The organism is Cohnella sp. GCM10027633, from assembly GCF_042675445.1.
Classification (GTDB): Bacteria; Bacillota; Bacilli; order Paenibacillales; family Paenibacillaceae; genus Cohnella.
The window spans coordinates 19,992-46,097 of sequence record NZ_JBHTGV010000012.1; the positions used below are offsets into that span (position 1 = coordinate 19,992).

Genomic DNA, 26,106 nt, shown 5'->3' on the forward strand with positions numbered 1-26,106 from the left:
CACCCCCTGCATCATTGCTACCGACTGTCGCGTTCATTATTTCCCAAAGGGGCGCAGCGTCATTCGGAATGAGCGCCGACGAGGTTTTCCCGATGGAAAAGGCGGGGGTACAGGCACGGATGGGCGGGAACCCACATACAATGGTAATGCTTATTTCCCGCACGTCGACCCTACAGTCGGAGGTGGCTTCATCGTGCCCGGTTTCATCACATCGATAGCCTTGTTCCTGAAGCAGCTGTCGCTACTCGTCTCCTACGTCAAGAACAACGCGTTCCCGCAGCCCCTCACCGACGACGAGGAAGCGCTGCATCTGGCGCGGTTAGCGGAAGGAAACCCGGTGTCGCGCAATTTGCTCATCGAGCATAACTTGCGTCTGGTCGCGCATATCGTCAAGAAATTCGACAACACCGGCGAGGACCTCGAGGATCTCATTTCCATCGGCACGATCGGCCTCATCAAGGCGATCGAGAGCTTCCAGATGGGCAAAGGGACGAAGCTCGCCACGTTCGCAGCGAGATGTATCGAGAACGAGATCCTGATGCATCTTCGGTCTCTCAAGAAAACCAAGAAGGACGTGTCGTTGCACGACCCGATCGGCACGGACAAGGAAGGCAACGAAATTACGCTTCAGGATATACTTGGCACGGAGCCTGACGAGGTCGTGGAGAAAGTGCAATTGAAGATCGAGAAAAGCAAAATTTACCGCAATCTCGATATTCTGGACGACCGCGAGCAAGAGGTGATTCGGGGGAGATTCGGCCTCGACGGAGGCGGAGACGAGCGCACCCAGCGCGAGATCGCAAGGGAGCTGGGCATTAGCAGAAGTTACGTATCGCGGATCGAGAAGCGTGCGCTTATGAAGCTGTACCATGAGTTCTATAAGGCGAAGCGTTGAATGACGCAGGGATGAAAAAAACCGTTGAAATGCTGTTCGGTCAGCATCTCAACGGTTTTCGCATCAGCGCGGCTTGCGAGCGGCTAGGCGGTGGTACGCTTCCGACGGGTACATATGCAGCCGGTTCATCAGCACCGCGGCGAATCCGATCAAGCGATCCGCTTCTTCGGTTCCGTACGCCAGCGGCAATCCACGCTCCCTCAAGTAGTCCGACAGCTTCGCGAAGCTCTCCGCATGATCGGATTCGTTCGTAATCGGATAGGCATTCTCGTGCACGTACGTCAGCAAGTCAGAGGCCTTCACCTTCTTGAAGTACGGCATCCTCGCCGCGAGCGCTTCCGCTTTGCCGTCCGCCGTCTCGAACGCCGCTTTCATGAACTTCTTGTTCATGCGCAGCGGCTTCCAATCCGGCGAGTCCGTCGCGAGATCGAACACCTCGGCGACCGCTTCCTGCAGTTCTTCCAACAGCGGGAATCTCGACGCATGACCGAGGCTGTCTACCAATCCGGTATAGTACCATTGCTGGAGCTCGCGTCCCCGTTTGAACCGTTCCCACGTCTCTTCCCCATGCTTCTCCAGGTCCCTGGCGACCGATCGGATATTGTGCAGCTTATCGGCGCAGGCGACGAGGCGAATCGTCAGCGGCGCATTCCGCAAGTAATCGAGCGTATGCTGCTTCCGTTCCTCCCATGAGGCTTCCTTGTCCGGCTCCGAGCAGCCTTCCACGATCTCGAGCACGGCCGGACCGAATCGCTCAGACAGCTCCTCGCGCGTCGCCTTCGTATCCTCGAGCGTATCGTGCAGGATGCCTGCCGCAACGACTTCTTCCTTGCAACCTGCCTTTTGCAAAATCAACCCGACAGCATAGGGATGGCTGATATACGGAATCTTCGTCCCTTTGCGCTTCTGCTTGCGGTGAGCATGCGCGGCGAATTCGATCGCCTGATCGATCAGCGTCATAACCGTTCACTCCTTCGTAGAGAGGCTACCTTCGATACGGTTGTATTTCGACATCGATAGGCATTATCCTCTCGCATTCGGCTTAGCCGAATCTAGTGAATCCGGTGCACCTGCACGTAGGACGCCGTAGAATCCCGTATCGCGATCGTAACCGTGTCCGTCTTCACCGTGCCGTTGGAATACGTCGCGGTGAATAGGAACGTATAATTCCCGTCCGCGAGCTTCGTAAAGTCGATGTCCGTATCGGAGCTGCGCAGCAACCCGCCCCACGAAGAATTGGATGCGTCGTTCGCCAATAACGTCTTCGCGTTGTCTTCGAACATCCGGACGACGACGCTTGCCGCCTTCGTCGCGGACGACGGTCCGGTGTCCGTCGTCGCCGCTTCGAGCACGAACGCTTCTCCCGCCCAGAATAGGCCCGGAGGCCGGTCCGGTTCATGCGCCGCGTTATAAGCCAACCGGTTCGCCTCCCAAGCCTCCGTGTGCTTCACCGTTCCGATAATCTGAAGCGGATCGACGCGAACCGTCTTCGTGACGACGACCGCCGGCGCTTTGCCATCGCTGACCGTCATCGTTACCTTCCAATTGCCCGGCGCTTCCATGCGGATGAGAGGTCCGGTATTGGAAGCGTATGGCGAGACTATCGTGTATGCGTAAGTAAGCTTCGCGCCCGATGGCGGCGTAATCTCGTAATTCACGGCAAGCGAATCCCCGTCCGGATCGCCGACCGCAGACCGAAACTGTACGCTGTCGCCCTCATAGACGGGAGACGGCGTCCAACCGAAATCCCCTGTAGGCGGGCGGTTCGTCTCGATGTAGAAATACTTCGGCGAACTCCAGTTGCTCCAATCGTATCCGTCGAATACGCGCGCTTGGACGTACAGGTTCGTATGTTCCGGCAGGTTCGCGCTTGGCGTCCAAGTTAGCGCGGATCCGCTTCGAACTCCCGAATCCATGATCAGCGTACCACCGTATCGGTAGACGTTCGCTTGGTATTGCGTCTGGACATCGTTATCGGCATCCCCGTACGTCCATGCGAACGCCGGACGTAGAACGGCGAGCTTCGTCGGATTGCTCTGGTCCGCGCTGCTCGGAACCGTCACGTTCGCGGACGGTATTCGGTTGTTGATCGTAATCTGCCGTTCGAACTGCGCCATTGCCCCTTGCGAGTCTTCGACGACCTGTCGAATCAGGAATACGCCTAGCGTGCTGAACGTCTTCACCCACGAGGCCCGTGCCGCGCTCTGCAACGTCTCCGCTCCTCCCGTCGTCGTATTGCTAATGTAATACGCATGGGGAAGCTGCGTTCGATCCCCGTCTTCCGCATCCGTTGCCGTAGAATCGATCGTGATGCCTATACCCCGATACGTTGACGAATGACTCTGCGTAAAACCCGGCGTAGGCGGCGTATTCGGAGGCGGCAGCGTCGTTACGTTCAGCATGACGACCGCATATTCGCTCCATGCCCCGTATTCGTCCTTGACGGCCATGCCGACCTCGTAAGTTCCCCGTTCCTCCGGGTTGCTCAGCTTGCCCGCCGCATAATTGCCGCTCGGCGACACGAAGTAAAATTTCTTCTCCACGATGCCGCGCGTCGTCTTATAATCGATTCCCGTTACCTCCGCGGAATACGTCGTTGCATTGACGTAGCGGTCGGGATCATAGCTCGAATCGGTCCAAATCACCTTATAATCCGAGCTCTGCGCCAGCGTAAATTGCGCGATCGGTCTACGGTGCACGGTAATTCGCTTGGTGAACTTATTCGATGCCTTCCGGTAGCTGTCGAACGTCATGGAAGGATAGCGATAGGATGGATTCGGATCGTCCTTCGCTTGAAGCTCTACGACATAATCACCGACTTTATCGAACGCGAGCTGCGCCGAATGGAAAGATTGTCCGTTCAAGGCGGAGATGCCTTGGTTCGCCATGAAGCGCGGCGTATGTTGGATAGACCACGCGTACGCTCCCGAGACCGGATCGTTCTCCGGATCGGCGAACGCGATATCGTTGTATTGAATATCCGCCTTCGCTTCCCCGCTGTCCCAGATCGCGTATTGATCCGACCATACCGTCGTATTGCCGGCGTACGGCTTATATCCGATACCGCCGAATTCGACGAAAGCCTTGTCCGAATACGGACCCATGCGCCCTTTCGAGAACGTGCCGTCCGTTACGTCGAAGAACGGGACGCCTTGGATGAACACTTGAATGCGGCCGCCGAACGTGCGGACGATGAATTTCACTCCGACTTCGTTCTGAAACGGATACGCGCCGCTTCCGAGTACGGTTCGAACGCCGCCGACGTACTTCACGAGAGAGACCGACGTTCCCGTCGCCTCGACCGCGTATCGATTGTCGGCGTTTTGCATGTTGAACGAATACCCGGCCGACTCGTTATCGTAATCCGTCTTGTTCATTTTCATCGTGAAGTAGATGTCGGCATCGCCGTACTCGCCGTTAGAGGAGAACTGCCCCAACCTGAATCTCTTCGCGATCGGATCGGTTGTCGGCGTCGCTTTGGTCATCCACATGACGAGCGCCGGACTGGCGTATCCCCATGCAGTCACCGGGCCAATCGTAACGTAGAACCCATCGCCGATATACATGCCATACTCCGCATATTGCGTTCCGGAAGCGAAGGCATAGGATCCTCCTCCCGGGAAGTTGCCCCGTTGAACGCCCGCTGGATCATAGACCGCGTTTAATGGATTATTGTAAGAATCCCGAACGTTCAGATCCGTGCGATAACGATCGATCGTGACGATATTGCTTTTGCCTTCGTACTGTCCGATGCTGAACGGATTGCCTTCCCAATTGATTCCGTACTTAATGCCGATGGACGTATATTCGTACCCCGTATTCGATATGTCCGTCTTTACGCCGGTCGTAAGGTTGATCTTATCGATATACATGCCGCATTGAAAATATCCGGTGTTCGTATAGCTTCTAGCGTACAATTCGTTTTTGACGGTGTTGACGATGAGCGCGTTGTAATGGTCGATTTTCTGCGTGAACCCGGTATAGCAAGCGTTCGGCGTCGTATCTACGCCCGTCAGCAATTGACGCCATACGAGCTGCAAGGTCGAACCGCTGATCTTCACGATGGCCGAATGCGTTTCGTAATCGCTCAATTGCGGAGTCGTTTTGCATCGTTCGATCCCGTAGAAGTCGCCATTGGCTACGTACACGGCAGCCGGGTTCAACGTACACTCCGATCCGCGTTTCGGTATCGTGCCTTGCTTCACCACTTTGCCGGTCCTGTCGAATTGATAGATACCGTCCCAAGAGAACACGACGACGTCGCCGCCTTTTTGTACCGCTTGGACTTGCTCGCTGCCATAATCGTACTCGGAGCCGCCGAGCATCGATTTCGTACCGTTCCATCCTTGCTGTTCCGCATCGCCGATGAGTTGCCCGGTAAGCGCATCGTACGTTCTCATGTTGTACTTCCAAGAAGACGAATCACCCGAATAAGTCTTGTTCGTATAGAAGACGTATAAGGTACGATCGGCGAGTTCGTATCCTAGGAACCTACTGTTATCGCGGTTTCCGAAATCGATGACGAAATCAAAGGGAGATTCCTCGTATCGGTAGTCCTGTTGGAACATACCGGTCACGAGCGTCGGTTGTTTGATCTTGGACTTGTTCATGGCTAACAGCTTGTTGCCCGCGTTGTAATAGAAATGAGAGAGGTTGGATCTCAAGATCGGCTCTTGATTGAATACGGGCAGATTCCTATCATCCAAGACCGGCGCGTTGATCTCGTAGGAGTAACTTGCTCCTGCCCGCCAAGGCGACAATCCGTTCGCTCCGTACCCGTAATCCGGCAGCGGTTCGGCATCCTTCTCGTTGAAGTCGTTGTTCCAGAACGTTTCGGAGTAATGGTGAAAATATTGGCGTTCGGATTGTTTGCCGCTGCCGCCGACGAGCACGCCGTTCTTGTTCGACCAGTTGAGCTCCTTGGATGCGGACTTCTGCTTCGTGTTCAAGTCGAACAGGTCCCACGAGCTGAGTATCGTGTTGGCGGTAATGCTCGTCGGCAACTGCAGGTCCGGTTGGTTATTCTCGCCTACGATGTTGAACGAGACTTCCGGCGCGAGATTCGTGACGTCCAATACCAACGTGCTTTCGGGCTCGTCCGACGTATTGTCCGACTTCCCGTAGTTTTCCGTTGCCTTAACGTAAAAAAGATATTGGCCGACTCTCGTCGGCGTGAAGCTCACTTTACCTAGCGTCCCTGGGATCGTAACGAAAGCGTCGTCGGCAAAGCCGTTGTTCTCGTCGTCGTATTTATACTTGTATTCCGCTCCCGTGATCAGGTCTCCGTCGGGACTAGACGAGCGGTTGAGAATGTCGACGGCATCGCTTCGGATTCCGAAAGCCGGCACCGTAAGCTTAGCGATCGGCGGCAAATCGGGCTTGACCGTTATCGTGCAATCATCGGGTTCAAGAGACTTCAGCCCTTGGCTATCGTAAACGTGTAGATAGGCGGTCACCGTTATATTCTCGGTCGATTCATTCACGTAAGCCTCAAGCTTATTCGTCCATTCATCCCGCATATGATCGATGGCATAGCCGCGAGGGCTGCTGCTGGCCGCGGACGTAAACTTCGACATGTCTACCGGATGGTTCGACGTGACGATTGCCGGACAGCCCGCGACCGGCTCCGGGTTCGGCGGCACGACTTCAATCCATGTGGTTAGAACGGTCGATGCGCCCCAATCGTCCCGAATGACCGCATTGACCAGATGGAACCCGCGTTGCGACATCGTAATGTTGTGATATCCGTCTCCGTATTCGGTAGTCGTCGCCGGTATGGACTGTGCCCACGAGCTGCTCGTGGAGAAGTCGAACCCTTCAAAATAGACCGAGTCCCCATCATCCGGATCGAATGGCGTAGGAACGTCGGGATCGTGAATGAGAATAAGATCCATCACGGTTCCTTCTACCACTTTGTATACAGGCGTCTTGTTCGCATAGGAGTAGACGAATCCGATCTTGCCCGTTGGCGGGCTATTGTCGGTCGGTCCGCTTACTTCCAGCGACTTCGGGCCGATCCATCCGGACTCGCCGCAGTTGGACGTCTTGATCTTCATCGAGACGTTGTGGGAGCCGACTCCAATGACGTAGGGATAGGAGTTGAATGAATAAGAGCTAATCGTGGTTTGACCCGTTATCGCGGTTGAGGTCCACGTCATCCCGCTTCGCTCGATTTTGTACTGGTGGGACACATAGGTGCAGGAGTTCATGGAGAAGTTGGTTGGCTTGATCGTGAAGCTATCGCGATAAGCGATTGTTGAGGGTGTTACGTCGAAGTCGCCCGTGAACGTCGGCGGGTCTGGTGTGGGGGTAGGTTCGGGGCCAGGCGCGTTCGACACTGTGATGGTCGCGGTGTCGGATAACTGATAATCGCCTTTGATCCAGGTTGCGGATATTATTGCTGTTCCTTCTTTTTGGCCCTGCACGATCCCATTTGCAACCGTTACGATAGCTGGATTAGACGACGTCCAAACGGTTTCGGGATCAGATCGAATACTTACCCACGGTGAAGCAGTAATACTTGCTTGATTCGGTGCTTTCGTTCGAATACTTGCATTGAGCGTTTTAGTTTCCCCAATGGCAATCGTCGAGTTCGGGTTTACGTCTATTTCTTTTGTTTCAATGACACTAGCCTTAAATTTATATAATAAAGGAGTCCTGTATTCGGTTTGCCACTTAACACCGGAATAAATGTTATTATCTGACCACGGATATCCTCCAGTATTTGTCGTTATCCTCAAGCTAGTACCTCTAATTTCAGGCGTTCCAACACCTGTATATGTTGAAGCAGCCATATATTCAGCATTTGCGATCTCGATGTCCGACAACAAACTCTTATCTATATCTTCCCCATTGTATGTCCATTTAGGGGGTATCAAGTGATTAAGACTAATCGTATATGATAAAGTCGTACTCGCACCCTTTTTAGGCATTTCGCTTCCGGCAATTGTGTCCTTGTATGTGTAAGCATCAACAGATGTTCCGTCATCATCTGTAAACCCTGCATGAAACCTGCCATCATCGAGTTGCGTCCAAATAACCACTGGTTCATATTTTGCAGTCGTAGTGGAGGAGACAATAGGAATCTTTATACTCTGCGTCTTTTGTGAAGATGCTTCCACACTCTGAGGAATAAGTAGAATCATAGACGGAAAAACCATAAAAATCGTCAAAACAATAAGCAGTAATTTTCTCATTATTTATCACTGCCTTTTATTGTGGCATTATAGTCAAAAATAGCTTTTCATTACCCGATGTAACATAATAAGAGCTTCCAACAAGCATTGGATTTTGAACCCAAATGTTAACCGGTTTATTTGGAAGTACAAACTGAACTGTATTAACTAGCGGAAATGTTGGTATATGTTTTTCATTTGCATTTTCCCAATCAACGCGGTTGAGTTCCATCATGTTGCTTTTATCACGTATTTGCGCTAAAACTTCTATCGACATGCTCCCCTTATACGGCTTGTCTCCCTGAAACGTAAATGTCATATTTGTAAACGCGATGACACGCCCAACATTATCATTCTTACTCTTTCCGACAAACAGTGGCGCATAAACCCCCTTGTACTCTGAAGTTCTCCCATCTACAAGGATGATCCGATGCAATTTTATGTCTGAAGATTTAAAATCGAAGTTTTTATTTTCAATATCTTTAAATCTTAGGGATTTTGAACTAAATTTAATTTCTTTAATCAAAACGCTATTCATTCCCTTAAGCGAAACATCGATCATCTCCTGCAAATCCCGATACCCCTCCGCCTTCGTCCCCTCGACCTGCGCATACCGCATCATCATCGTCAGCACCTCGGCGCGATTCGCCTTCTCGCCCGGCTTGAACGAACCGTCCGGAAAGCCGTTCACGACGCCCGTGCCTCGCACCAATGCGATATAAGGAACCTGCTCCTTCGCAATGCCGCCTTTGAACGACTCCGGCGTAGGAAGCAACGTGTCCTTCGTGTCTACAAGCGCTTGTTTCAAAGACGATTCCGATTCGCCCAATCCGGATGCCAACCATTTCATCAGCTCATAGCGCGTAATCGCCTTATCCGGTTCGAAGCCTTTCGGATAGTCGGCAGATTTAATAAAGCCGAGCGAGACTAGCTTCCGTACCGCTTCCTTCGACCAATGCTTGTCCGAGTCCGCGAAAGCCTCAGACACCGTATCAGGCTTCATCTTCGTCACGCGGCTCAACATCGAAGCCACTTCGGCGCGGGTGATCGTGTTCGACGGCCGGAACGTTCCGTCCGGATAGCCGTTAACGTATCCTTGCGCCACTGCCTGTTCGATCGTCGCCTTCGCCCAGTGCGAATCGTTAACGTCCTTGAACTTCACCGCCCCAACGGCTGCAATGGCACCGACAGGCATAATGCCCCCTATGCACGCCAATAGCAATATCATCATGAATACTCGTCTCATCATTGATCTCTCCTCTTATCGTTCAACTGGGTACCGATTAACCCGGAGATCGCTCGCCCGCCGCATCAAAAAAAGCACCAACAAACAAGGGTTCTCCTTGAATGCGCGGTGCTTCCGGCTTCGGGATCGTTTCGGTAAGTTCCATCATCTGTAAACAATATACCATTAAGATACATAATCTGACAACGATTTCTTGTACGATAGAGATCGCTATTGCGGTTAGCGTCGAAACGTAATACGATGAAAATAATGACAACTCGGCGCACTATCAACAATTGAACGAATAGATAGACAATATATTCGGAACAAGGGAGCACTCCCATGGCTAGAGTCCGTACCCGCAAGTTCGCTTCGCGCAATCGCGAGAAGCAGCCGACCGAGCAATCGCGCCAAGGCGGCAAAGACGAGAAAAAGTCCTCCGGCTTAGGCATGGCGTCGGCGATCTTCGGCATGCAGAAGGCGATCGGCAACCAAGCGACGCAGGAGAATATGGATAAGAAGAAGGACAAGGGCAAGATACCTCCCCCGCTCCCGGCTGCCCCCGTAATGACGCCGGACTTCGGCCTGTACATGTCTCCCTACTCTCAGGAGCGCGACACGCAAGCGGGCTACGGCACCTATCGGGCTATGATTAAAGAAACGCTAGCGGACAAAGAGAAAAACCGGGCGTCCGATGACGAGAGCGATGTCGATGCCGATTCGGACGCCGACTTCGAGGACGAAGGGGCAGAGACGGACTTCGAAGAATCCCCGGACGATCTGCTCGGGTACGCCGACCAAGAGCCGGAGATGGCGGAGATACAGTCTCGGATGGTCCAGGAGCGACGGGACAGCGTGCTCGCCGAGCTGAAGCAATCCGCGGAAGACGCCGAGCAGAACCGCAACCTGACGCCGACGGAAATCTCCAAGCAGCTCGAAGCGATGGAACGCGCGAAGTTCGCGCTGTCCGCGCCGGCGCAGTCGGATGCCGGCAAATGGAATATCGACGAATAACGAGAACGGGTGGGCAGCGTATTCCGCTGACCCACCCGTTCTTTGTCTTACTCCTTGCTCGCGGCCGCTTCGTCCAACCCGGCTTCCAGCGCCTCGAGCGCTTCCGCAGGCACGATCGTCGCGCCGTCCTCGAGCTTCTTGAACGCCCACCAGCGAACGCGCAGCGCCGCCGCTTCGGTCGGCTCCTTCAGCTTCATGCCGATCCGGAAGTTCCCCTTATCCGGGTCGACGACGGATCCGAACACGACGTTCGGCAGCTCGGCTTCGTACTCCGTTCCTTTGAACACCTCGGAGGAACCGTAGTACATTTTCGGCGATACGCCGGGTTGAGGAACCGAACCTTCCATCGGAAGCTCCTCCAGACCGACGACGATCGTCACTTGACCGGCTCCCAACCCGTGCACGATCGCGTCGGTGACGAAGTTCTTCTTCCCGCTGAAGAAGAACCGCATGCCCGGCTTGGCGTTGACGTCGAGCGGAACCTCGATCGTGCCCGTCGCCATCTCGTCCTTAATCGTCTGCGGCTTCGGAATGCCGAGCTTGAAGTCGAACGCGTTGCGGTCCGGATGATAGACGACGTCAAGCTCCGGCTGGCTGCCGTAAGCCAGATCGTACGCTTCGGACTCGGCGTAGAACTTGTTCGCCGACAATCCCTTGTCCGCTACAGTCAGCTTCTGAAGCAACGCGGAGTTCGGAATATATTCGCCGAACGGGACGCGCTCGATTTTCTCGATCATGTACGTCGGCCCGAGTTGTAGCAACCCGACCTTCGCCAAGCACACATGCTGGTCCGCATAGCCGTCGGCCGCCTGGTCGAGAGACCGCTCGTGCCAATCCTGCAGCAACCGGCTCATGACCGGCTGTTCGATAATGTCGGCCGTCTGCTTCACGGACACGTCGATCGGAATCCGGTTATCGCCGAGGTACAGCTCGATCGCGTCGCCAGGCACCGACAGCTTGGCCGACGTACCCGGCGCTTCCGCCGCTTTGAGGCTGTAGCTGTACCGGTATTCCGTCTCTTGGCCGTCGCCCGGATCCTCGAAGCGCACGAACGCTTCTTCCCGTCCGACCGGCTTCAGTCCGTCCGTCTCGTACGCGAACGACAGCGACACGCGCGGCGCTTGCAGCGTCTTCTCGACGACGAGCGTGACGTCGATAACGTCGCCGGGATTGACGTACTTGGGCATCCGCTGGGTAATGCGCACTTGAGAGTCGTGATACAGCGTCGTTACTTCCTCCATCAGCACCGTATGCTCTTGCGACATCGGCGCCGGCGCCTCTTCCTTGATGAACAGGCGGAAGCTCTCGAGATACCGGTTGTATTCGCTGACTTCTTCGGCGCGCACGGACGAATTGCCGACCGAATGAACCGGCTCGCGGCCTTTTTCGTCGTAGGCGACGTACAGGTACACGTTCTTCTTGTATTCGTTGTTCGTGAACCCGTCGATCATCGACAGCTTCAGCGTCACCGGGGCGGGAATAACGATCTCGCGGCCGATATAATCGATCGCGACGCCCATCTCCACCGTAATCGTCTTGTCGTCGACCGCGATGACCTGCATGCCGGCCACGACGCCGCTGCCGAACAATAGACGGTTCAACAGCCTCCGCTTGTCGTTGAAATACTTTTGCTCCGACTCGAAATCCCGTACCGTCAACAGCTTCCCGTAGAAATAGCGGTTCCTCTCGAACGGATACATTCTCGCTTTTTTCATCTGATCTCCTCCTCAGTCGGATCGTATTCGCTCCTGCCAAGTCCGCGCTGTCCCGGACCGTTACTCCATCTCCGAATCGATGCCGAGCCGCATATGCGCGTCCAGCCTGCCATCCATATCCATATCGACGATCAGCGTATCGTTAGGCATGCTGCGGTCCGCGTTGATCGTGAACAACGACGGTTCCGCGAGCACGGTGTTGATGCCAAGGTACGTATGTAGATCCAGGAACACCCATGGCTGAATCCAGACGATTCTCACTTCCGTAAAAGCAGGCTTATGCTCCTCCACGAGCCCCCTCAGCAGCACGCGCTCCTTGTCCGAACGGGCTTGACCGGGGTGCAGCAGCAACGTGAACGTATGCGGATCGTCGGTGTACAGCCGGTCCGTCAACTGCCTCAGCTCGGCGTGGTCGCGCATGTTCTTGAACTGGAACGGCTCCACGATGACCGGAGGCGTTCCCGTCAGCGTCTCGACGAGCAGCTCGATGCCTCTTCTCGTTCCCCGATAACGGTACATGTCGGGCGCCGCCCGCAGCAGCTTCCTTACCCAATCGTCGGTCCAGTGCTCGTCGCTCGCCAAGCCGATCCAGGAAGCGAGCCATCTGAGCCGGCTGCCGGACACGAGCTCGCGGTCGAAGCTTCTCGACATGCCGTCGATCGCCTCTTCGACGCTATCGAACAGCGTGCCGTACAGAGACAAATATCGTTCGAGGAAATCCCTGCTGCCCTCGTCTTCCCGATAGACGGCCGGCAAGTAATTCAGTAGCGTCTCTCTCGGATAGTAGACCCGAAGCCGGTCCAATCGAGGCGTACGGCGCTCGCTGCCTATCCATTCGATCTTCAGCCATAGGTACCGTCCTCGGGCCCCGAAGAACAGCGCGTCCACCGGATTGATGACCGGAGCGGACCAATGCGCCTTCAGCCCGTCCGCCCGTTCCTTCAAGCTCAGGTCTTCTCTGGCGAGCCATTCGTCCGCCATCCATGCGCTTCCTTGCGCGGTTACCCATTCCGAGTCGGAGCTGAAGTACGACACCCGCAGCTGCGTTCCGTCCGGAATATCCGCTTCGAGAGTGAACTTGTGCCAGATCGTCTCCGCCTCGCCGCTGTCGAACGCCCGGGACAGCCACAAGCCTTCCGGCGACCCGCCGTCGTCCCAGCCGCGCGTCTTCTCCTGCAGCTCGAGCACCGTTATCGTGCCGTTCTCCCGGCTTCGGACGTAGATGCGGTCTTTCGCGTCGATGAGCAAGCCGTCGGTTTTGCCTCGGAAGCCGGCTACCCGACCCTGTAGATCGCCTTCTTCGCCGAACTGCAGCAGGAAGCGATCGTCTTCGGCGCCTTCCTCCATTCCCCGCGTATCTCCGATGTAGATCCGGTTGTCCGAATCGACGCCGAGTCCGGCGAGCGGAAGGGAAGGAAGGACGAGCCGGTTCGCCAGACGGCCTCCGGGATCGAACGCGAACAGCGCTTGCCCGCCCGAATCGAGCGCGTAGAGGTGACCGCCGGTAGATGCGGCTAGGTAATAGTTGCCTCGCCACAATGCGGCATCTTCGGGAAGGGCGGCCGCGAACCGTTCGTCGGTCACGCTCGCCTCCAAGTTCCCGAATAGCGATAGGGTTACGATCGCCAGCTTCGCTTCGCCGTCCGGCGACCGCATATCCTTCTCGTCGGCCTCTTCCGGCGTAAGCACGTACAGATGGCGATCGTCCGCCGCGATGGCGAGCGGCCGAATCGGCACTTCGTCGATGAAGCCTCCCGTACGGCTCCATCTCAGCTGACCGTTCGCCAGGTCGATCGCCGACAGCATCGCCGTGCCCGTCGGGTCGGCAACGAACAGCGTGTCTCCCGAGACGGCCAACATCGCCGCGGGGCCGAACAAGCCATGCCCCGGCACGAACAACCGCTCGTGATGCTTGCTCCCTCGATCGTACGACCATAGATCTCCTTGATCGTCGAGCAAGATCCAGCGACCGATCGACTGGACGGCGAAGTCGGATATCGATCCGATGCCGTCCATCTCCCCGAGATGGACCGTCGCCGACACGCCGTACTTGGCGTCCGTGCGCAGCGATACGCCGCTCGCGACGTCCAGATTGCGACCGAAGCCTCGCTTCCTCCAATGCTCGGGCTGGCTAAGCGAATAATACGTATTCCCGTCCGTCAAGTCGTTCCTCCTCTCCCGCAACGTTGCGCGCGATACTTAGATTTGCGTCCGGCTAATCAATTGCACCTGATGCAAGCCGGATACGACGATGCCGTTCGGCGGAAGAACGATATCCCCCGCGGCGTTCTTGCTCGCGTGCCGCCCTTCCGCGTCCAGCCATAAGTCCTGGGCGTACGCGACGCCGTTCATTCGGCTGATCGCGCTGTAGATGTCGCCCTTCTGCACCGTGCGTCCGAACGGCCAGCCTTGCACGCCGCCCGGTCCGTCGATCGGCGACAGCAGTTGGTTCAGCGTCGCGACGATCCGATGAGCTTCTTCCATATAATGAGGCTCGACGACGACGGTCGCATGTACGGTCACTTGCACGTACTCCGGACCGATCACGTGGACTTCCGTCGTAATGAGCCGCCGGTCGTCGAGATGATTGGCCACCGTATCCAAGAAGCCTTTGCTTGGTATCGGCGCAGCGGCTAGCCCGTCGGGTACGACGACGACGGTTACCGCGCCGCGAGACGTGCCGCGGCCGGGCGCGTATTGCGGGATGACGTGCGTCCTCGCGATGCGCAGTCCCGGCGTCTCGCCGGCGATGCGCATGTAATCCTCGTTCGTCACCGCGGCGTATGGCGTCAGCCATAGATCCGCCGCTCGCCGAGTCGCGGTCTGCAGCGTCTCCGCTTCGGAGCCTCCCGAGCCGTAGCTCGCGTTCGTCACCGTCAAGCCGAGCGCCTCCTGCTCCGGCTGCGTCCACTTCGTCAGCAGATTCGGCTTAATGTTGCCTCTGCTGCCGCCGCCCGTCGCGCAGGCGAGGAGGAAGACGTTGTCGGTTACCGAACGGTCCGGAATCGCTCCGTTCTCGTCGTCTCCGAATCGGATCTCCATCTCCTCCGCGTCGAAGACGAAGTGCTTGTCGAGCGGGCCGGATCGGTCGAAGTGTTCGACTTCCGTCCAATCTTCGAATAGCGGCTCCTTGCCGCCGGTCGGGTCTTCGACGGCCACCTGCACGAGCAACTCGCCGTGAATCGGTCCGTCCAGCGCCGGAACCGGCAGCTTCGTTCGCGGCAACCCGCCGCTTCTACCTAGCGAATTGCCGGTCGCGAACGACTTCGTCATGCAGACGATCCGCACGTTGTTCTCCCCCGCGGGGATGACCGAGCCGTTCGTTCCGTCGCCGAACCGCACGGTCGTCTCGCCGGTGCGCGGATCTCCGCGTTCGACGCGGAATACCCGTTCGGACCGGCCGCACGAGGCCAGATCGTACGTCTCGCGCCATTCGCGCCAACGTCCTTCCGGGTTCTTGACTTGAACCCGCACTTGGCCGAAGTACGCGAGGAACCGGTCCAGCGCGATCCCGCAGCCCGGTTGCCCCGTTCCGTCATGTATCGAATATTCTCCGTGCGTGTTCCTCTGTATCGCCTTCACCGTATGGAGCAGAATCCGCTCGATACGCGGAGGCCTCTCGTATCCCGGTTGTTCCAGCGTGCAGCTGATCCAGTGACGAGGCCGGTCGCCCGCGGGATGGACGACGACGGGCAGCATCGGCGACGACAGAGCGAACTTGATCTCTCCGCTGTACGTCAGATGCAGCGTATCGTCCGAGACGAGCTCGAGCGGCAGCCACGCTTGCTCGCCGTTGTCGGCGACGCCGTAGTACTTCCAGGCGACGTTAGCGGAAGGCGTGACGCCGGAACGGTCTTCCGGCGGTTCTCCGTCCTTCAGGCGGACGTAGATCGAGACGGCTTCCCGTTGCGGCAGCTCGCGGTCGAACGCGATGTACAGCTTGCTGTCCGCGCGCGCGTTGCGGCCGAAGGCGTAGAACGCGACGTTGCCGTCGGCGTTGAACGCGCTCATGTCGCTCGATTCGCGCTCCGTGCGCGTGACGATCCGATCGATGGCCAGCGGAATGAACCGCGCGGGCTCCGTCGTCTCGAACGCTTGATCCTCCGCCTGCAGCTTCGTGCCGCCGGGTACGAGCACCTGCTCGAGCACGTTGCCGAACGTCGCGTCCGTCTCGGCGGAAGACGCTTCGTTCGGTGCGACGCCGAGCAGATCGAGGAACTTGCGGACGTTGCGCTCCGGCACCCTGCTGAGGTAGTACTGCTGCATTTCGCTTAACCACGCGAACAGCTCGAGGAACGTGACGCCGGGATCGTGGGCGTTCTCGTCCGTCCACTCCGGCAATTGCTGCGGGATGCCCTTGCGGGCTTCTTTCACCATGCTCTCGAACGTTCGGTCGTCCAGCGGCAACCTCGGCAGCATCCCGTATCCCTCCTTCTATCGACAATCGATCTATGATCCTAGCACGACGGTGACGCGATGCTTGCCTCCCGTCACGATTCCGTGAAGCACGCTCTTCATATCGTCGGACGCCATCTCGACCTGCGTCCCGTTCTCGATGCGCATGACGCTCAAATGCAACAGCTCCACCCGCCGAACGCCGCGGACGCCTTGCAGCAAGCCGTAGAACGCGGACGGATGCGCATACTCGCCGATGCTCCAGCCTTGCCCGTCCAGTTGGCCCGCTTGCGTGTCCAAGTAGCGATTAAGCACTTCGGTGCACGCCGCTTCGGCCGGCATAACGTCTTCCGGCGACTCGACGGATATCGTCGCGACGACGGATATTTCCAAGTACGCCGGCGCCATTACGTGCAGGCGGCCTCCGGCGGTCAGCAGATTCGGCACGCGGGCGAGCAGCTCGCGCGCCAGCCGCTTCCTCGTGCCGGCGAACCGGCTCGCGCCGTCCGTTCCGCCCGGCGGAAGCGCGACGATCGCGACCGATCCCGGTCGGGATCTTAGCTTCGCGTCCCGGTTCGGCAAGCACTTCACCTTGTCGATGCCGGGCTCCAGCTCCCTCACGATCCATTCCGCGTCAGCCGCGGACACCGCCCGCCCCCGATGCTTCAGCGCCTGAGGGCCTCTGACGAGAGCGCGCTCCAGCGGTTCCGCGTTGCCGCCGCCGGTCGCCGCCGCCGCGTTGACGACGCGCTCCACGAATGCGATCGCGCCCATGATACCGTTCAGCTCGCCGGCCGCAACGTTGCCGCGCGCACCTTCGGTAACCCGGTAATTCGCGCGGATCTTGTCCCCGCCGACGAGCGGAGGCGTCATGCCGCGCGCGCCGTCGCCGAACGCGATGACCCCGGAAGCCGCGTCGATCGTATAATGCCTGTCGTGCGTACCCGACGTCGTCAACGCCGGCACTTCCTGCCATAACGCCCATAACCGTTGAATTTGCCCGTCGCTGTCCCGATGCGCCTCGAAGCGGTCGGGATGCTCCTCGAGCAAGCGGTTAAGCTCGTGCTCGTCCACGCTGCCCGTTTCGTCCACCCAGATGTCTTGTCCGATAACCGGCGTGCTAGATAGGACGTAACCGTCGCCGCGCGGCTCCGGATATTCCTGACGAATCGATAGTTGTTGAACCGCCGTGACGGAATTGCGGCGAATCGCGTCTACGCCAGGCAGACTCGCGCCGGGAGCGCCGTAGCGGCCGTCGCGGTTCACCGCGCGAAGCCAGGCCCGTTCGAGTCCGAACAGCGAAGCCGGCGCCATGTTCGGCGGTCCGACGAATTGCAGCTCCCCGGAATCGGTGAACCCGCTCGTGCCGTCCGACGTTCGCAGCGTCTCCCAGCCCCATTGACCGCTCGTCGACCGGACGTAAGCTTCCCACTCTACCCAAGGCGGATCGCCGTCCGGCGGTTGCCTGCGGCCAAGCGTGAAATGAATGCGGATCGGTCCTTTAACGGGCGCCATATCGAAACCGAAGTAGACGGCCGGAGCCGGGCACGGAATCGGTTCGAACGGCTTGAACGTCTGTCCGACCTGGCGAACCATCGTGCCGACGTCGCGCCAATCGGCGTTATTGAACGCCTGCGCGCCGTCGGGCGACAATCGGACGTCCCCGGCATAGCGATAGGTGAACGAAGTGTCTTCCAGGAACGGGCTCATGTATTCGACGAGCGGATCCGTTACCGGATCGGTCTGCAGCACGCGCACCCGGATCCAACGGTCTTCCCGGCCGTTCACGTACGTCGCCGACAAATCCTCGGGACACGGAAAGTCCAGCTCGTAGCCCGCGCCGGCTTCCGGAACCCCTACGAACAGCTCCTCGTACTTCCCGCTCTCGGGAAGCTTCATCCAACCTTCGCCGTTCCAATATTCCCAGATCGTCTTGCGGATGAACAAGCGCTGCGGCGGCTTCTTATCGAAGTCGGCCTTGCGCATGACCATCCGCCAGCGGATCTCCGGATCCGGTCCCATCCGCAGCCCGTTCGGCACGCTCTTCGCCTTGAACGACAGCTTCAGGCGGCTGCCTCGCTTCGTGAACGCTTCCGCGCAGCCGATATAGAATACCGAATACGGCATGAAATGCTCGCCGAACGGATAATACCCGGCCTTGTCCAGCTCCATGTCGTTGAAGTACAGATCGGTCGGCCGTATGCCTCCGGGATCCGTCTTCCTGTCGTGCACCGCGTGCATCAGGATCCGATCCATCGGCGGCATCGCGCGCAGCGCTTCCAGCTTCCGTTCCGCGTCAAGCTCCGGCCGCAGCCGGCAGCGAATCCAGCGTCCTTCCGTTCCGTTCACGGCCGTTAGCAAGGCGGCGCCGGCGGATTGCTTGCGGAGCGCGAGCTCCGAGCCGTAAGCGGTCGCCTTCTCGAACGGCACCCATTGACCGGACTTGCCGAAGTACGACCATTCGAATACGCTCTCGCGGGCGAGCAGCGCGGCGACGTCGTTCTCCAAATACTGCTTGTCCGCGTTATGTACCTTCAGCGTCACGATAGCGGGGCGGTCCATCCAGAACAGCTCGTCGTGACGAATATAGAACGCATGCTCCTGCATGTTCGTCCCGTCGACGTCGAAGAGCGGCAGCTCGCCTACGGTTCCGGCCGCTAGGCCCGTCTCGTAGTCGGTCGCCGCATGCACGATCGCGTCCCGTTCCGGATGCACGTTGAACAGCTCCGTCAGCTTCGCGGGTGTCACGAGCAGCGCCGTTTCCGTCTCGAACGGCACGTCCTCTCCCCCGTCGTCCACCGCCGCCGTCAACTGCGTTCCGCCGGGTACGTACACGGGCTCCCGCACGCCTTCGTTCAGCTTGAACGTCACGCTCGCCCTCGCGGGACGCGCCGGCTGCAGCTTCACTCGAAGCAAGTCGAGGAACGCGATGAAGTTGTTCAGCGGCGCTTGGTTGAGCCGCTTCACGTTGTCGCCGAGCATCTGCGCCGCTAAGAAGAACAGCGCGGACCCCGCGTCCGGGTCTTCCGGCGAGAATCGCCACTCCGGCGTATAATGCGGCACCATCGCCTTCATCTGAGCGACGAGCGCGTCGAGGTCCCTATCGTCGAGCGCCGGGGCCAGACGCCCCGCTCCTTGCTGCCAAGCTCCAGTTCTCATAGCGATCGTCTCTCCCGCTTAATTCGTTCCTTCTTCCAGATAGAACGGATACACCTGGTTGAACAGGTTGTTCGTCGATCTCACGACGTAAGTGATGCTGATCAGCAGCCGTCCGGGCCTCGCCTCGTCGAGAGTCGCTTCGACTTCGACGTCCGTCACCCGGGGTTCCCACACGGTAAGCGCCTGCCGGATATCGGTCTCGAGCAGCCGCATCGTCGTCTCGTCCGTCGTGCCGAACACGAATTCGTTCAGCCCGCACCCGAAGTCCGGACGCATGACGCGCTCGCCTTTGGACGTCTTCAGAATGATGCCGATCGCCTCCGCGATGTCCTCTTCGCCTTCGGAGAGGAGGAACCGACCGGTCGCCCTGTCTACTTGCACCGGGAACTTCCACCCCCGGCCGAGGAATGATGCGCTCATCGTCCCGTACTCCTTCCGTCCGTCGTCAATTGATTTTGACCATTGCGCCTTTGAGCGTCAGGAGGCCGTCCGACTTGATTTCCACCGCGCCGCTGGCCGCCAGCGACAGCTTCGCCGTCGCTTCCACGCTGATCTGCGGCCCTTTGATCGTGACCGCCTTCGTCGCGTTGATCGTAATGTCGCCGGTCTGCGTGATTTCGATTTTGCTGGAGCCGCATTTGACCGTCACGTTGCCGCTCGAGCCTCCGGTCACCGACACCTCTTGGTTACCCGTCGACGTCAACATCTTGATCGTGTCCTTCTGGTCGTCGAACTCGATCTTATGCCCGTCCGGCGTCTTCAGCGTAATCTTAGCGGCGGAATCGTTATCGTCGAAAATCAGCTCGTGGCCCTTCTTCGTCTGGATCTTCCGAATCTTGTTCGTCTGCTCGTACGTCGGCGGCTTCTTCTGCGAATTCCACAGCGAGCCGATGACGAACGGCTGGTTCAGATGCCCGAGGTGGAACGCCACGAGCACTTCGTCCCCGACGTCAGGAATGAACATCGTGCCCATCGCGCTGCCGGTCATCATCGAAGCGATCGGCGCCCAGTCGGTCTCGTGCTCGTTCTCCCGGACCGGGAACTTCAGCTTCACCCGGCCGAGCTTCTCCGGGTCGTTGATGTTCGTGACGGTGGCGACCATCACGCCGTTAATCGTGCCGGCGCTGCCCGAGGAAGGGGAAGAATCCTGTCCCATGGGGAAAAAGCTAGACATCAGATCGCGTTCCCTTCTACGTTGAATGTCGTGAGAAACCCTCGATTGTCGATCGTGTGCACGACGCCGCTCAGCGCGAGCAGCTGGTTGAACTTCGGGCCGAGGCCTTCCAGCTTAATGTGACGTCCGGCGCGCATCTCGGGGATTCCGATGCACTCTCCCTCGCCGGTCACCAGATCCATCGCCCGTTCGTTCAGCATCGAATTCGCCAGCGTCTGCGCCTCGGCCTGCGTCGCCACGTCGCTGTACACCGTCTCGACGAGGTGGCTCGAGAGAGCGCCCATGATGTCCTTGCCCGTCTTGCCGTTCGTGCCGATAATGGCAACCGAATTCGACGCGGCTTGGAACGGCACGCGCGTCTTCGGATCGGTACCGCGCACGATGATCTGGCTCACTTGGTTCGAGATGTCCACGGTCGTATGATAGCTTCGCAGGTTTTTGCCGTACATGAGCGTGACGACGGCTGCCGCCGACGGGTTCGGTTTGCGGAAGTACAGCTTCTTCCCGATGACGAAAAACTCGTGGTTCGTCTCCTCGGCCAACGACTTCAAGAAGTGAAAATCGCTCGTCTTCAACTGCTCGATCGTCGGCTTCGGCGTGCCCGTGTCGTCGACGGCCATCTGCAAGCCGTACTTGCCGCCGATGATCTTGACGACGTCGCTTACCTTCTTGTTCAGCCACAGGTTGGACTTGACGCTTCTCATCATAAGGAAAGAGCGGTCCATGCCCTGCACGGAGACGGTCGGTAGGCCGTCCGCCGGGTAATCGAGCGATACGCTCGTGATGATGCCGTCGAATACCGTCTCCAGTTTGTCCGTATACCCCATCGTGATCGTGCACGTCTTGCCGACTTCGATGAGGGAACCGACCCACTTGAACTTGCGTTCCACGGCATCATAGGCGTTGTCCACGACGAATGTGAACGAATCCGCCCGCGCGTCCGTCGTCGTGTCCACCTTGACGGTGGATACGGCGATGTTCTGCAAGGTGAAGCTTTGACCGTCTATGCTAATATCGAACGCAGGCGAGAAAAAATCGCGGTACTTCGTCTCGAGCGCCTGCATCGTGTATGTCGTCGTATCGAATTTGATCGTTCCTGCCACGGCAGCCTCACTCCAGCCTTGGGATAGTCAGCTTGCGTCCGACGGGCAGCTTGCGCGGATTGTCGATCCCGTTCGCCTCGGCGATCGCCCGCCACTGGCCCGGGTCCTCGTATTCGGCCGTCGCGAGCATCCACAGCTGCTCGTCCTGTTTCAGCGTCGTCTGCTTCGTCCGGTCGGCGCTCTGGCGGGGCACGTTCTGGTACTGCTCGGTCATCGATTGCACGGCGCGGAACGTGACGTTCAGCGTCGCGCGCACCGGAATGCCGGTACCGAGGAACATCGTGAACCGCTGCTGCACCTTCTCGACGACCCCTTTGAAGTCGAGCGAGCCCCACACGAACCGGCATTTCGGCGGCGCGTGCAGGTCGTTGTCGACGTTGAGCAGCCCGGCGATCTTGGCCGTATGCGCGCGCACGTCGGTGCCCTTCTCGTACGTATCGAAGAACAGGTCCATCGTCAGCGTCGTCGCTTCGCCGCTCACGAACTGCGCGACGGGAGCCTGCAGCCCCGGTATCGTATGCCAGGAGAACGTATTGCCCGATTGCAGCACGTACTCGCTCGGATTGAACAGGACGTCGACCGTCTCTTGGCTATTGCTCTTGATGATGATGACTTTGGCTTTGGTGAGCGACATGTTCCGGGACCCTCCTCCTCAATTGCCGTTAAAATCCGCGTAGCCGTTGTTCGAACTTCATCTTCTTCATTAAAGCCGTATATACCCGGTCCGCCAGTTGATCGGGATGGAGCTGCGGCATCGATTCGATCGCCTTCTGCAGCTGCTTCGCGTCGATGCTCGGCGGCGCTTCCACCGTAACGGCGGCGGGCGCAGGTTCGGCCGGCGGAGGGGTTTGGGGCGTCGCTTGGCGACGCAGTTCCATCGCGGCCGGCGCGGGCGCGGCGCTCGCCTTCGCGCTAGTCCGGCCCGAGGCTTGCTGCTGTTGTTGGCGACGCAGCGTCGTCATCGGCGCCATCGGTTGCGCGACGTAAGATGTGTTCGCCTCATGACCTTGCAGCGAGTCCGACATTGCGCCCGTATCCGGATACAACAAAGTCGTCATCGGCGCGCGTTCTCGCATCAGGCTCGAGGCGAGTGAAGGCGATCGAGTGGCTCCCGCGGCGGTCATCGGGCCATTCGCGGTCGCAACGGAGCGCGGACTTAAGCGCTGGATCATCGACGCGTTGCGTGGTCCGGCTTCCGCGCGCCTGCGGGCGACAAGCGTCGCGCGCGTTCCCTGCAGCGTGCCGCCTTCGTCCCTCGCCGCGGATGGCAGGCTCTCCCTGGTTGGTCGAGCCGAAATGCGCGCTTGCGGCACGGATTGTCGTCGAGCTGCGCTTCCCGCGCTCGCGGGTTTGTTCGAACCTGCCGAATCGATCGGCCGATTGCGGAACGTGAACCGGATCGCCGGCGATTCGCCAGAGCGTTCGATCGGGCGGGCGCGCACGGGGAGTTCTTCGCTTGCCGCGAGCTCCTCCGTTCCGGCGCTCGGCCGGACCGCCGCCGTTTGCCCGGGCTGGCTCGTTGCCGGATCGGCGACTGCCCTTTCGGCTTCTTCGGCCTTGGCAGCCTCTCCCGGTTCGCGATGCATCAATTCGGGCATGCGAGCTTGCTTGCGCCGCGACAGCTTGGCTGAGGCGATCGTCTCGCCGGTGTCCGGCGCTAACGAGTTGGCGGCGTCAGGCGTTGTTATCGCGGCGTTCGTCGTATTCAAGGCGGGGGCGGCGTTATCGTTCGTCCCGCCGGCCGCGGCATGCATCATGTTCGAATCCGCGGCGGCCGATGCCTGAGCGTCGGCTCCGGGTGCGGTTCGTCCCGTTGCTTGACCGGCGACGTTCGTGAAACGCGTCTCTGCGCCGGGGCCGGCTGCATTCGTATGGCGTGCCGATGCTGCTCCGGCGCCGGAAACGGAAACGGCGGCGTTGTTGCGTTGATTGCGCAACGTCGTCGAAGCGGCGTTCGATGCCGAGCTTCGAGCAGGAGGCGACGCGCTCGGATCAGCGGTTGCCGCATTCGGTTGTCGTCCGGCTGACGCGGATGCAAGGCCGTTGTTATTCCGCTGCGCCCGATGAGCGGCGGCCAGCCACCGCTTGGAAGCGTGCACGATCGTGCCCGCGGGCGTCGCTCTAGGCGGCGTCTTGACGGTGCCGCCCGTCACGCTGCGACGTACGACCGTTCGCGCGGAGATCGGCATGCGGACGGCGCTCGGCGAGGAAGCCGAATCGCCGACGTTTAATGCGCCAATCTTAACCGCTTCCTTCCGTAAGCCGGCCTCGTTCACCGCATCCGCAACGGTCTGCGAGTTCCGCGAGTTCTGCGAACGCGGGTTGTTCGGAGCGTTGGCGGCGTTCGGCGAAAGCCCGAAGTCCGTTCCGTTCGCCGAACGGTTGCCCGATGCGTTCGGAGCGTTCGAGACAGGCGTGCCCGCCGAATCCCGCAAGCTTGGGGTGCGCGCTGTCTCCGCAAGGTTAAGCATCGCGTTGCCCGTTGCCGAGGGAGCCGTTGATTGCGAGGGCGTATCGCCCCTCAATGGTGCGCGCTTCGCGGTCGCGAAAGTGTCCGTGCTAGACGCGAGTTTTCTTAGAATAAGTCTGGATGCGGAAGGCGACTCCATCGATCGCGATGCCGGGTCGGCTCGTCCCCGCAGGAACAGAGTAGCGCCCAGACGCTCCGCTTTCGCCGATAACAAGCGAACCGTTATCCCATCCGTACCGACCACGCGCAATCGAATCGGCAGCGATGCCGATAATGGCGGTAATCCCCCGGATGTCGTTACGGTCACCTCATCGGTCGTCGGCTCGTCTCCGAGCAGATTCCGGTCAAGCTCAAGCCTGTCGATCGGCTTGCCTCTGCCCGCCCCATCCCGTTGCGAGGACTGAGCATCCGCTTTGGATGGTCTTTGCGTATCGCCCGAGATCGCCGTCGCTTCGGAAGTCGTCCCCCTGTCGGCGACATTCGCCTGCCGCTCTTGCCGTTCCTGTCTTTCCTCGGCGATGCGACGAATTTCTCTCGACGCAGCTCCCTCGCCGTTAGGCGACGATGCCTCTCGCGCTCGTTCCGCGGAATCGCGTCTGGCGACCTCTCGTACCGTCTCGCTGCCGCGAGACTCGATATACCTGTCGGCGAATCGTTGCTGCGTCGCAAGCTTCCAGACGACGTTCGGCATAGGCGCGAGCCGATCCTGCGGCTTCAACCGTTCCGCCCTGCTCCGGTTGATCATAACGACGGCGCTCCAAGGCCTCGATGCGCCGTTGCGCTGAGAGATGCGAATACGCTGTTGCGCGGCGTTCGCGGATTTTTGCTTATATGTAGGAGGTTCGATTGAACCTTTTCTAGCGTTGATCATGTTACGGCTCTGTCGCGCTGCCTGCGATTGCCGTCTAGGCGACGTTCCGTCCGTTCCAAGAGGCGAACCTGCCATCGCGGTATCCTCGCCCGTCGGACTTTCGTCGGTAAGATGCGTCGCCTCTTCCAACAAGCGGAATGCGAGTTCTCTTGCCGTCGACTGTTCGTTGAAAATCCGGCTAATCCGTTCCCGGCGTTCCGCCGGCTTCAGAGCTTTCCGGCTTGACTTGTTCTCGTTACGAGCGGATTCAATCATTCTCGTTAATCGGTCCGCCAAGCGCGCTTGCGCGAAGGGCGTCTTCTCGCGATCGACGGCGCGTTGTCTCGTATTCGGCGACTTCTCCCGCTCTACGATACGTTCTCGTACGACCGGCTTATCCCGTTCGACGATACGCTCTCTTACAACCGGAGATTTCTCTCTCTCTAAGATTCTGTCCCGGACGACTTGCTTCTCTTGCTCTACGATTCTGTCCCGGACGACTTGCTTCTCTTGCTCTACGATGCGCTCCCGCACGACCGGTTTGTCCCGTTCGACGATGCGTTCGCGTACGACCGGCTTCTCGCGCTCCGCCCGTTCCCGTTGAACGTCCGGTATGTTCGCGGGATTGTCCTTCACGACGACTCGCTCGCGGATGATCTTCGTCTCTTGCACCTTTACGATCGGAGCCGGCTGCGGCATGTTCACTTGCACCCGTACGATCGTCGTCGGCTTCTCGCGCTGCGATTTCTTCTTATCGGCCGATGCCGTTCGATAGACTAAGGAGGTTCGGTTCTTTTGCGCGCCGCGTTTCATCGCTCCGTATTTGCCGGCAATGTCCGACGAGAACGTCTTTGGAACGACGATCGCTCGCGATCCGTTCGTTTCGAACGTCGACTGAAGCTTCCGCATGCGCAACCCCTCCTTTTATCGT

At 58.8% G+C, this 26,106-nt stretch carries 14 protein-coding genes; 2 read left to right on the forward strand and 12 right to left on the reverse strand.

From position 1 onward, the window contains the following. The first annotated feature begins 193 nt into the window (after positions 1–193). Positions 194–895, forward strand: coding sequence for an RNA polymerase sporulation sigma factor SigK (sigK, locus tag ACFQZG_RS21485; protein ID WP_378156264.1), 702 nt, complete (start codon positions 194–196; stop codon positions 893–895). A gap of 63 nt (positions 896–958) precedes the next feature. On the opposite strand, the gene ACFQZG_RS21490 is transcribed toward sigK, so the two are convergent. The 3 genes from ACFQZG_RS21490 to ACFQZG_RS21500 all read right to left on the reverse strand — a co-directional run bounded on the left by ACFQZG_RS21490 (position 959) and on the right by ACFQZG_RS21500 (position 9,316). After that, complete coding sequence (locus ACFQZG_RS21490) at positions 959–1,855, reverse strand: HD domain-containing protein (protein ID WP_378156266.1); 897 nt, start codon at positions 1,853–1,855, stop codon at positions 959–961. Between the two features lie 92 nt (positions 1,856–1,947). Next, positions 1,948–7,053: a glycoside hydrolase family 78 protein gene (locus ACFQZG_RS21495; protein WP_378156268.1), complete on the reverse strand. Its 5,106-nt coding sequence runs from the start codon at positions 7,051–7,053 to the stop codon at positions 1,948–1,950. Positions 7,054–8,107: 1,054 nt separating this feature from the next. Further along, positions 8,108–9,316: an S-layer homology domain-containing protein gene (locus tag ACFQZG_RS21500; RefSeq protein WP_378156270.1), complete on the reverse strand. Its 1,209-nt coding sequence runs from the start codon at positions 9,314–9,316 to the stop codon at positions 8,108–8,110. 321 nt (positions 9,317–9,637) lie between these two features. Between ACFQZG_RS21500 and ACFQZG_RS21505 the strand changes: the two genes are divergently transcribed. Continuing rightward, a complete protein-coding gene (locus ACFQZG_RS21505) occupies positions 9,638–10,309 on the forward strand; it encodes a hypothetical protein (RefSeq protein ID WP_378156272.1) in 672 nt (223 codons plus the stop codon). A gap of 47 nt (positions 10,310–10,356) precedes the next feature. On the opposite strand, the gene ACFQZG_RS21510 is transcribed toward ACFQZG_RS21505, so the two are convergent. From ACFQZG_RS21510 to ACFQZG_RS21550, 9 genes are read right to left on the reverse strand one after another with little or no spacing between them, the layout of a single operon-like run. Next, positions 10,357–12,024, reverse strand: a complete 1,668-nt coding sequence (locus ACFQZG_RS21510) for a hypothetical protein (protein WP_378156274.1) — start codon at positions 12,022–12,024, stop codon at positions 10,357–10,359. Between the two features lie 60 nt (positions 12,025–12,084). Further along, on the reverse strand, positions 12,085–14,187 hold the full coding sequence (locus ACFQZG_RS21515) for a phage tail protein (RefSeq protein ID WP_378156276.1): 2,103 nt from the start codon (positions 14,185–14,187) through the stop codon (positions 12,085–12,087). A gap of 36 nt (positions 14,188–14,223) precedes the next feature. Beyond that, positions 14,224–16,443, reverse strand: a complete 2,220-nt coding sequence (locus ACFQZG_RS21520) for a putative baseplate assembly protein (protein WP_378156278.1) — start codon at positions 16,441–16,443, stop codon at positions 14,224–14,226. 30 nt (positions 16,444–16,473) lie between these two features. Continuing rightward, a complete protein-coding gene (locus ACFQZG_RS21525) occupies positions 16,474–19,578 on the reverse strand; it encodes a baseplate J/gp47 family protein (protein WP_378156280.1) in 3,105 nt (1,034 codons plus the stop codon). Positions 19,579–19,596: 18 nt separating this feature from the next. Beyond that, on the reverse strand, positions 19,597–19,998 hold the full coding sequence (locus ACFQZG_RS21530) for a GPW/gp25 family protein (RefSeq protein WP_378156282.1): 402 nt from the start codon (positions 19,996–19,998) through the stop codon (positions 19,597–19,599). Positions 19,999–20,023: 25 nt separating this feature from the next. Next, positions 20,024–20,752 (reverse strand): phage baseplate assembly protein V, encoded by a 729-nt coding sequence (locus ACFQZG_RS21535; protein ID WP_378156284.1) that lies wholly within the window; start codon positions 20,750–20,752, stop codon positions 20,024–20,026. Beyond that, positions 20,752–21,855, reverse strand: coding sequence for a phage late control D family protein (locus ACFQZG_RS21540; RefSeq protein WP_378156286.1), 1,104 nt, complete (start codon positions 21,853–21,855; stop codon positions 20,752–20,754). The genes ACFQZG_RS21535 and ACFQZG_RS21540 overlap by 1 nt, the downstream gene beginning before the upstream one ends. 7 nt (positions 21,856–21,862) lie before the next feature. After that, positions 21,863–22,489 carry a CIS tube protein gene (locus tag ACFQZG_RS21545; protein ID WP_378156288.1) on the reverse strand — a complete coding sequence of 209 codons (627 nt, stop codon included), beginning with the start codon at positions 22,487–22,489 and terminating at the stop codon, positions 21,863–21,865. A gap of 28 nt (positions 22,490–22,517) precedes the next feature. Then, complete coding sequence (locus ACFQZG_RS21550; protein WP_378156290.1) at positions 22,518–26,084, reverse strand: hypothetical protein; 3,567 nt, start codon at positions 26,082–26,084, stop codon at positions 22,518–22,520. Positions 26,085–26,106 lie beyond the last annotated feature (22 nt).

Excerpts from the sequence above, each read along its gene's own strand:
- ACFQZG_RS21520 (WP_378156278.1), bottom strand. The coding sequence starts at position 16,443 with ATGCTGCCGAGGTTGCCGCTGGACGACCGAACGTTCGAGAGCATGGTG.
- ACFQZG_RS21535 (WP_378156284.1), bottom strand. The coding sequence starts at position 20,752 with ATGTCTAGCTTTTTCCCCATGGGACAGGATTCTTCCCCTTCCTCGGGC.
- ACFQZG_RS21530 (WP_378156282.1), bottom strand. The coding sequence starts at position 19,998 with ATGAGCGCATCATTCCTCGGCCGGGGGTGGAAGTTCCCGGTGCAAGTA.
- ACFQZG_RS21490 (WP_378156266.1), bottom strand. The coding sequence starts at position 1,855 with ATGACGCTGATCGATCAGGCGATCGAATTCGCCGCGCATGCTCACCGC.
- ACFQZG_RS21510 (WP_378156274.1), bottom strand. The coding sequence starts at position 12,024 with ATGAAAAAAGCGAGAATGTATCCGTTCGAGAGGAACCGCTATTTCTAC.
- ACFQZG_RS21505 (WP_378156272.1), top strand. The coding sequence starts at position 9,638 with ATGGCTAGAGTCCGTACCCGCAAGTTCGCTTCGCGCAATCGCGAGAAG.
- ACFQZG_RS21525 (WP_378156280.1), bottom strand. The coding sequence starts at position 19,578 with ATGAGAACTGGAGCTTGGCAGCAAGGAGCGGGGCGTCTGGCCCCGGCG.
- ACFQZG_RS21495 (WP_378156268.1), bottom strand. The coding sequence starts at position 7,053 with ATGACGTGGACCTCAACCGCGATAACGGGTCAAACCACGATTAGCTCT.
- ACFQZG_RS21545 (WP_378156288.1), bottom strand. The coding sequence starts at position 22,489 with ATGTCGCTCACCAAAGCCAAAGTCATCATCATCAAGAGCAATAGCCAA.
- ACFQZG_RS21500 (WP_378156270.1), bottom strand. The coding sequence starts at position 9,316 with ATGAGACGAGTATTCATGATGATATTGCTATTGGCGTGCATAGGGGGC.
- ACFQZG_RS21550 (WP_378156290.1), bottom strand. The coding sequence starts at position 26,084 with ATGCGGAAGCTTCAGTCGACGTTCGAAACGAACGGATCGCGAGCGATC.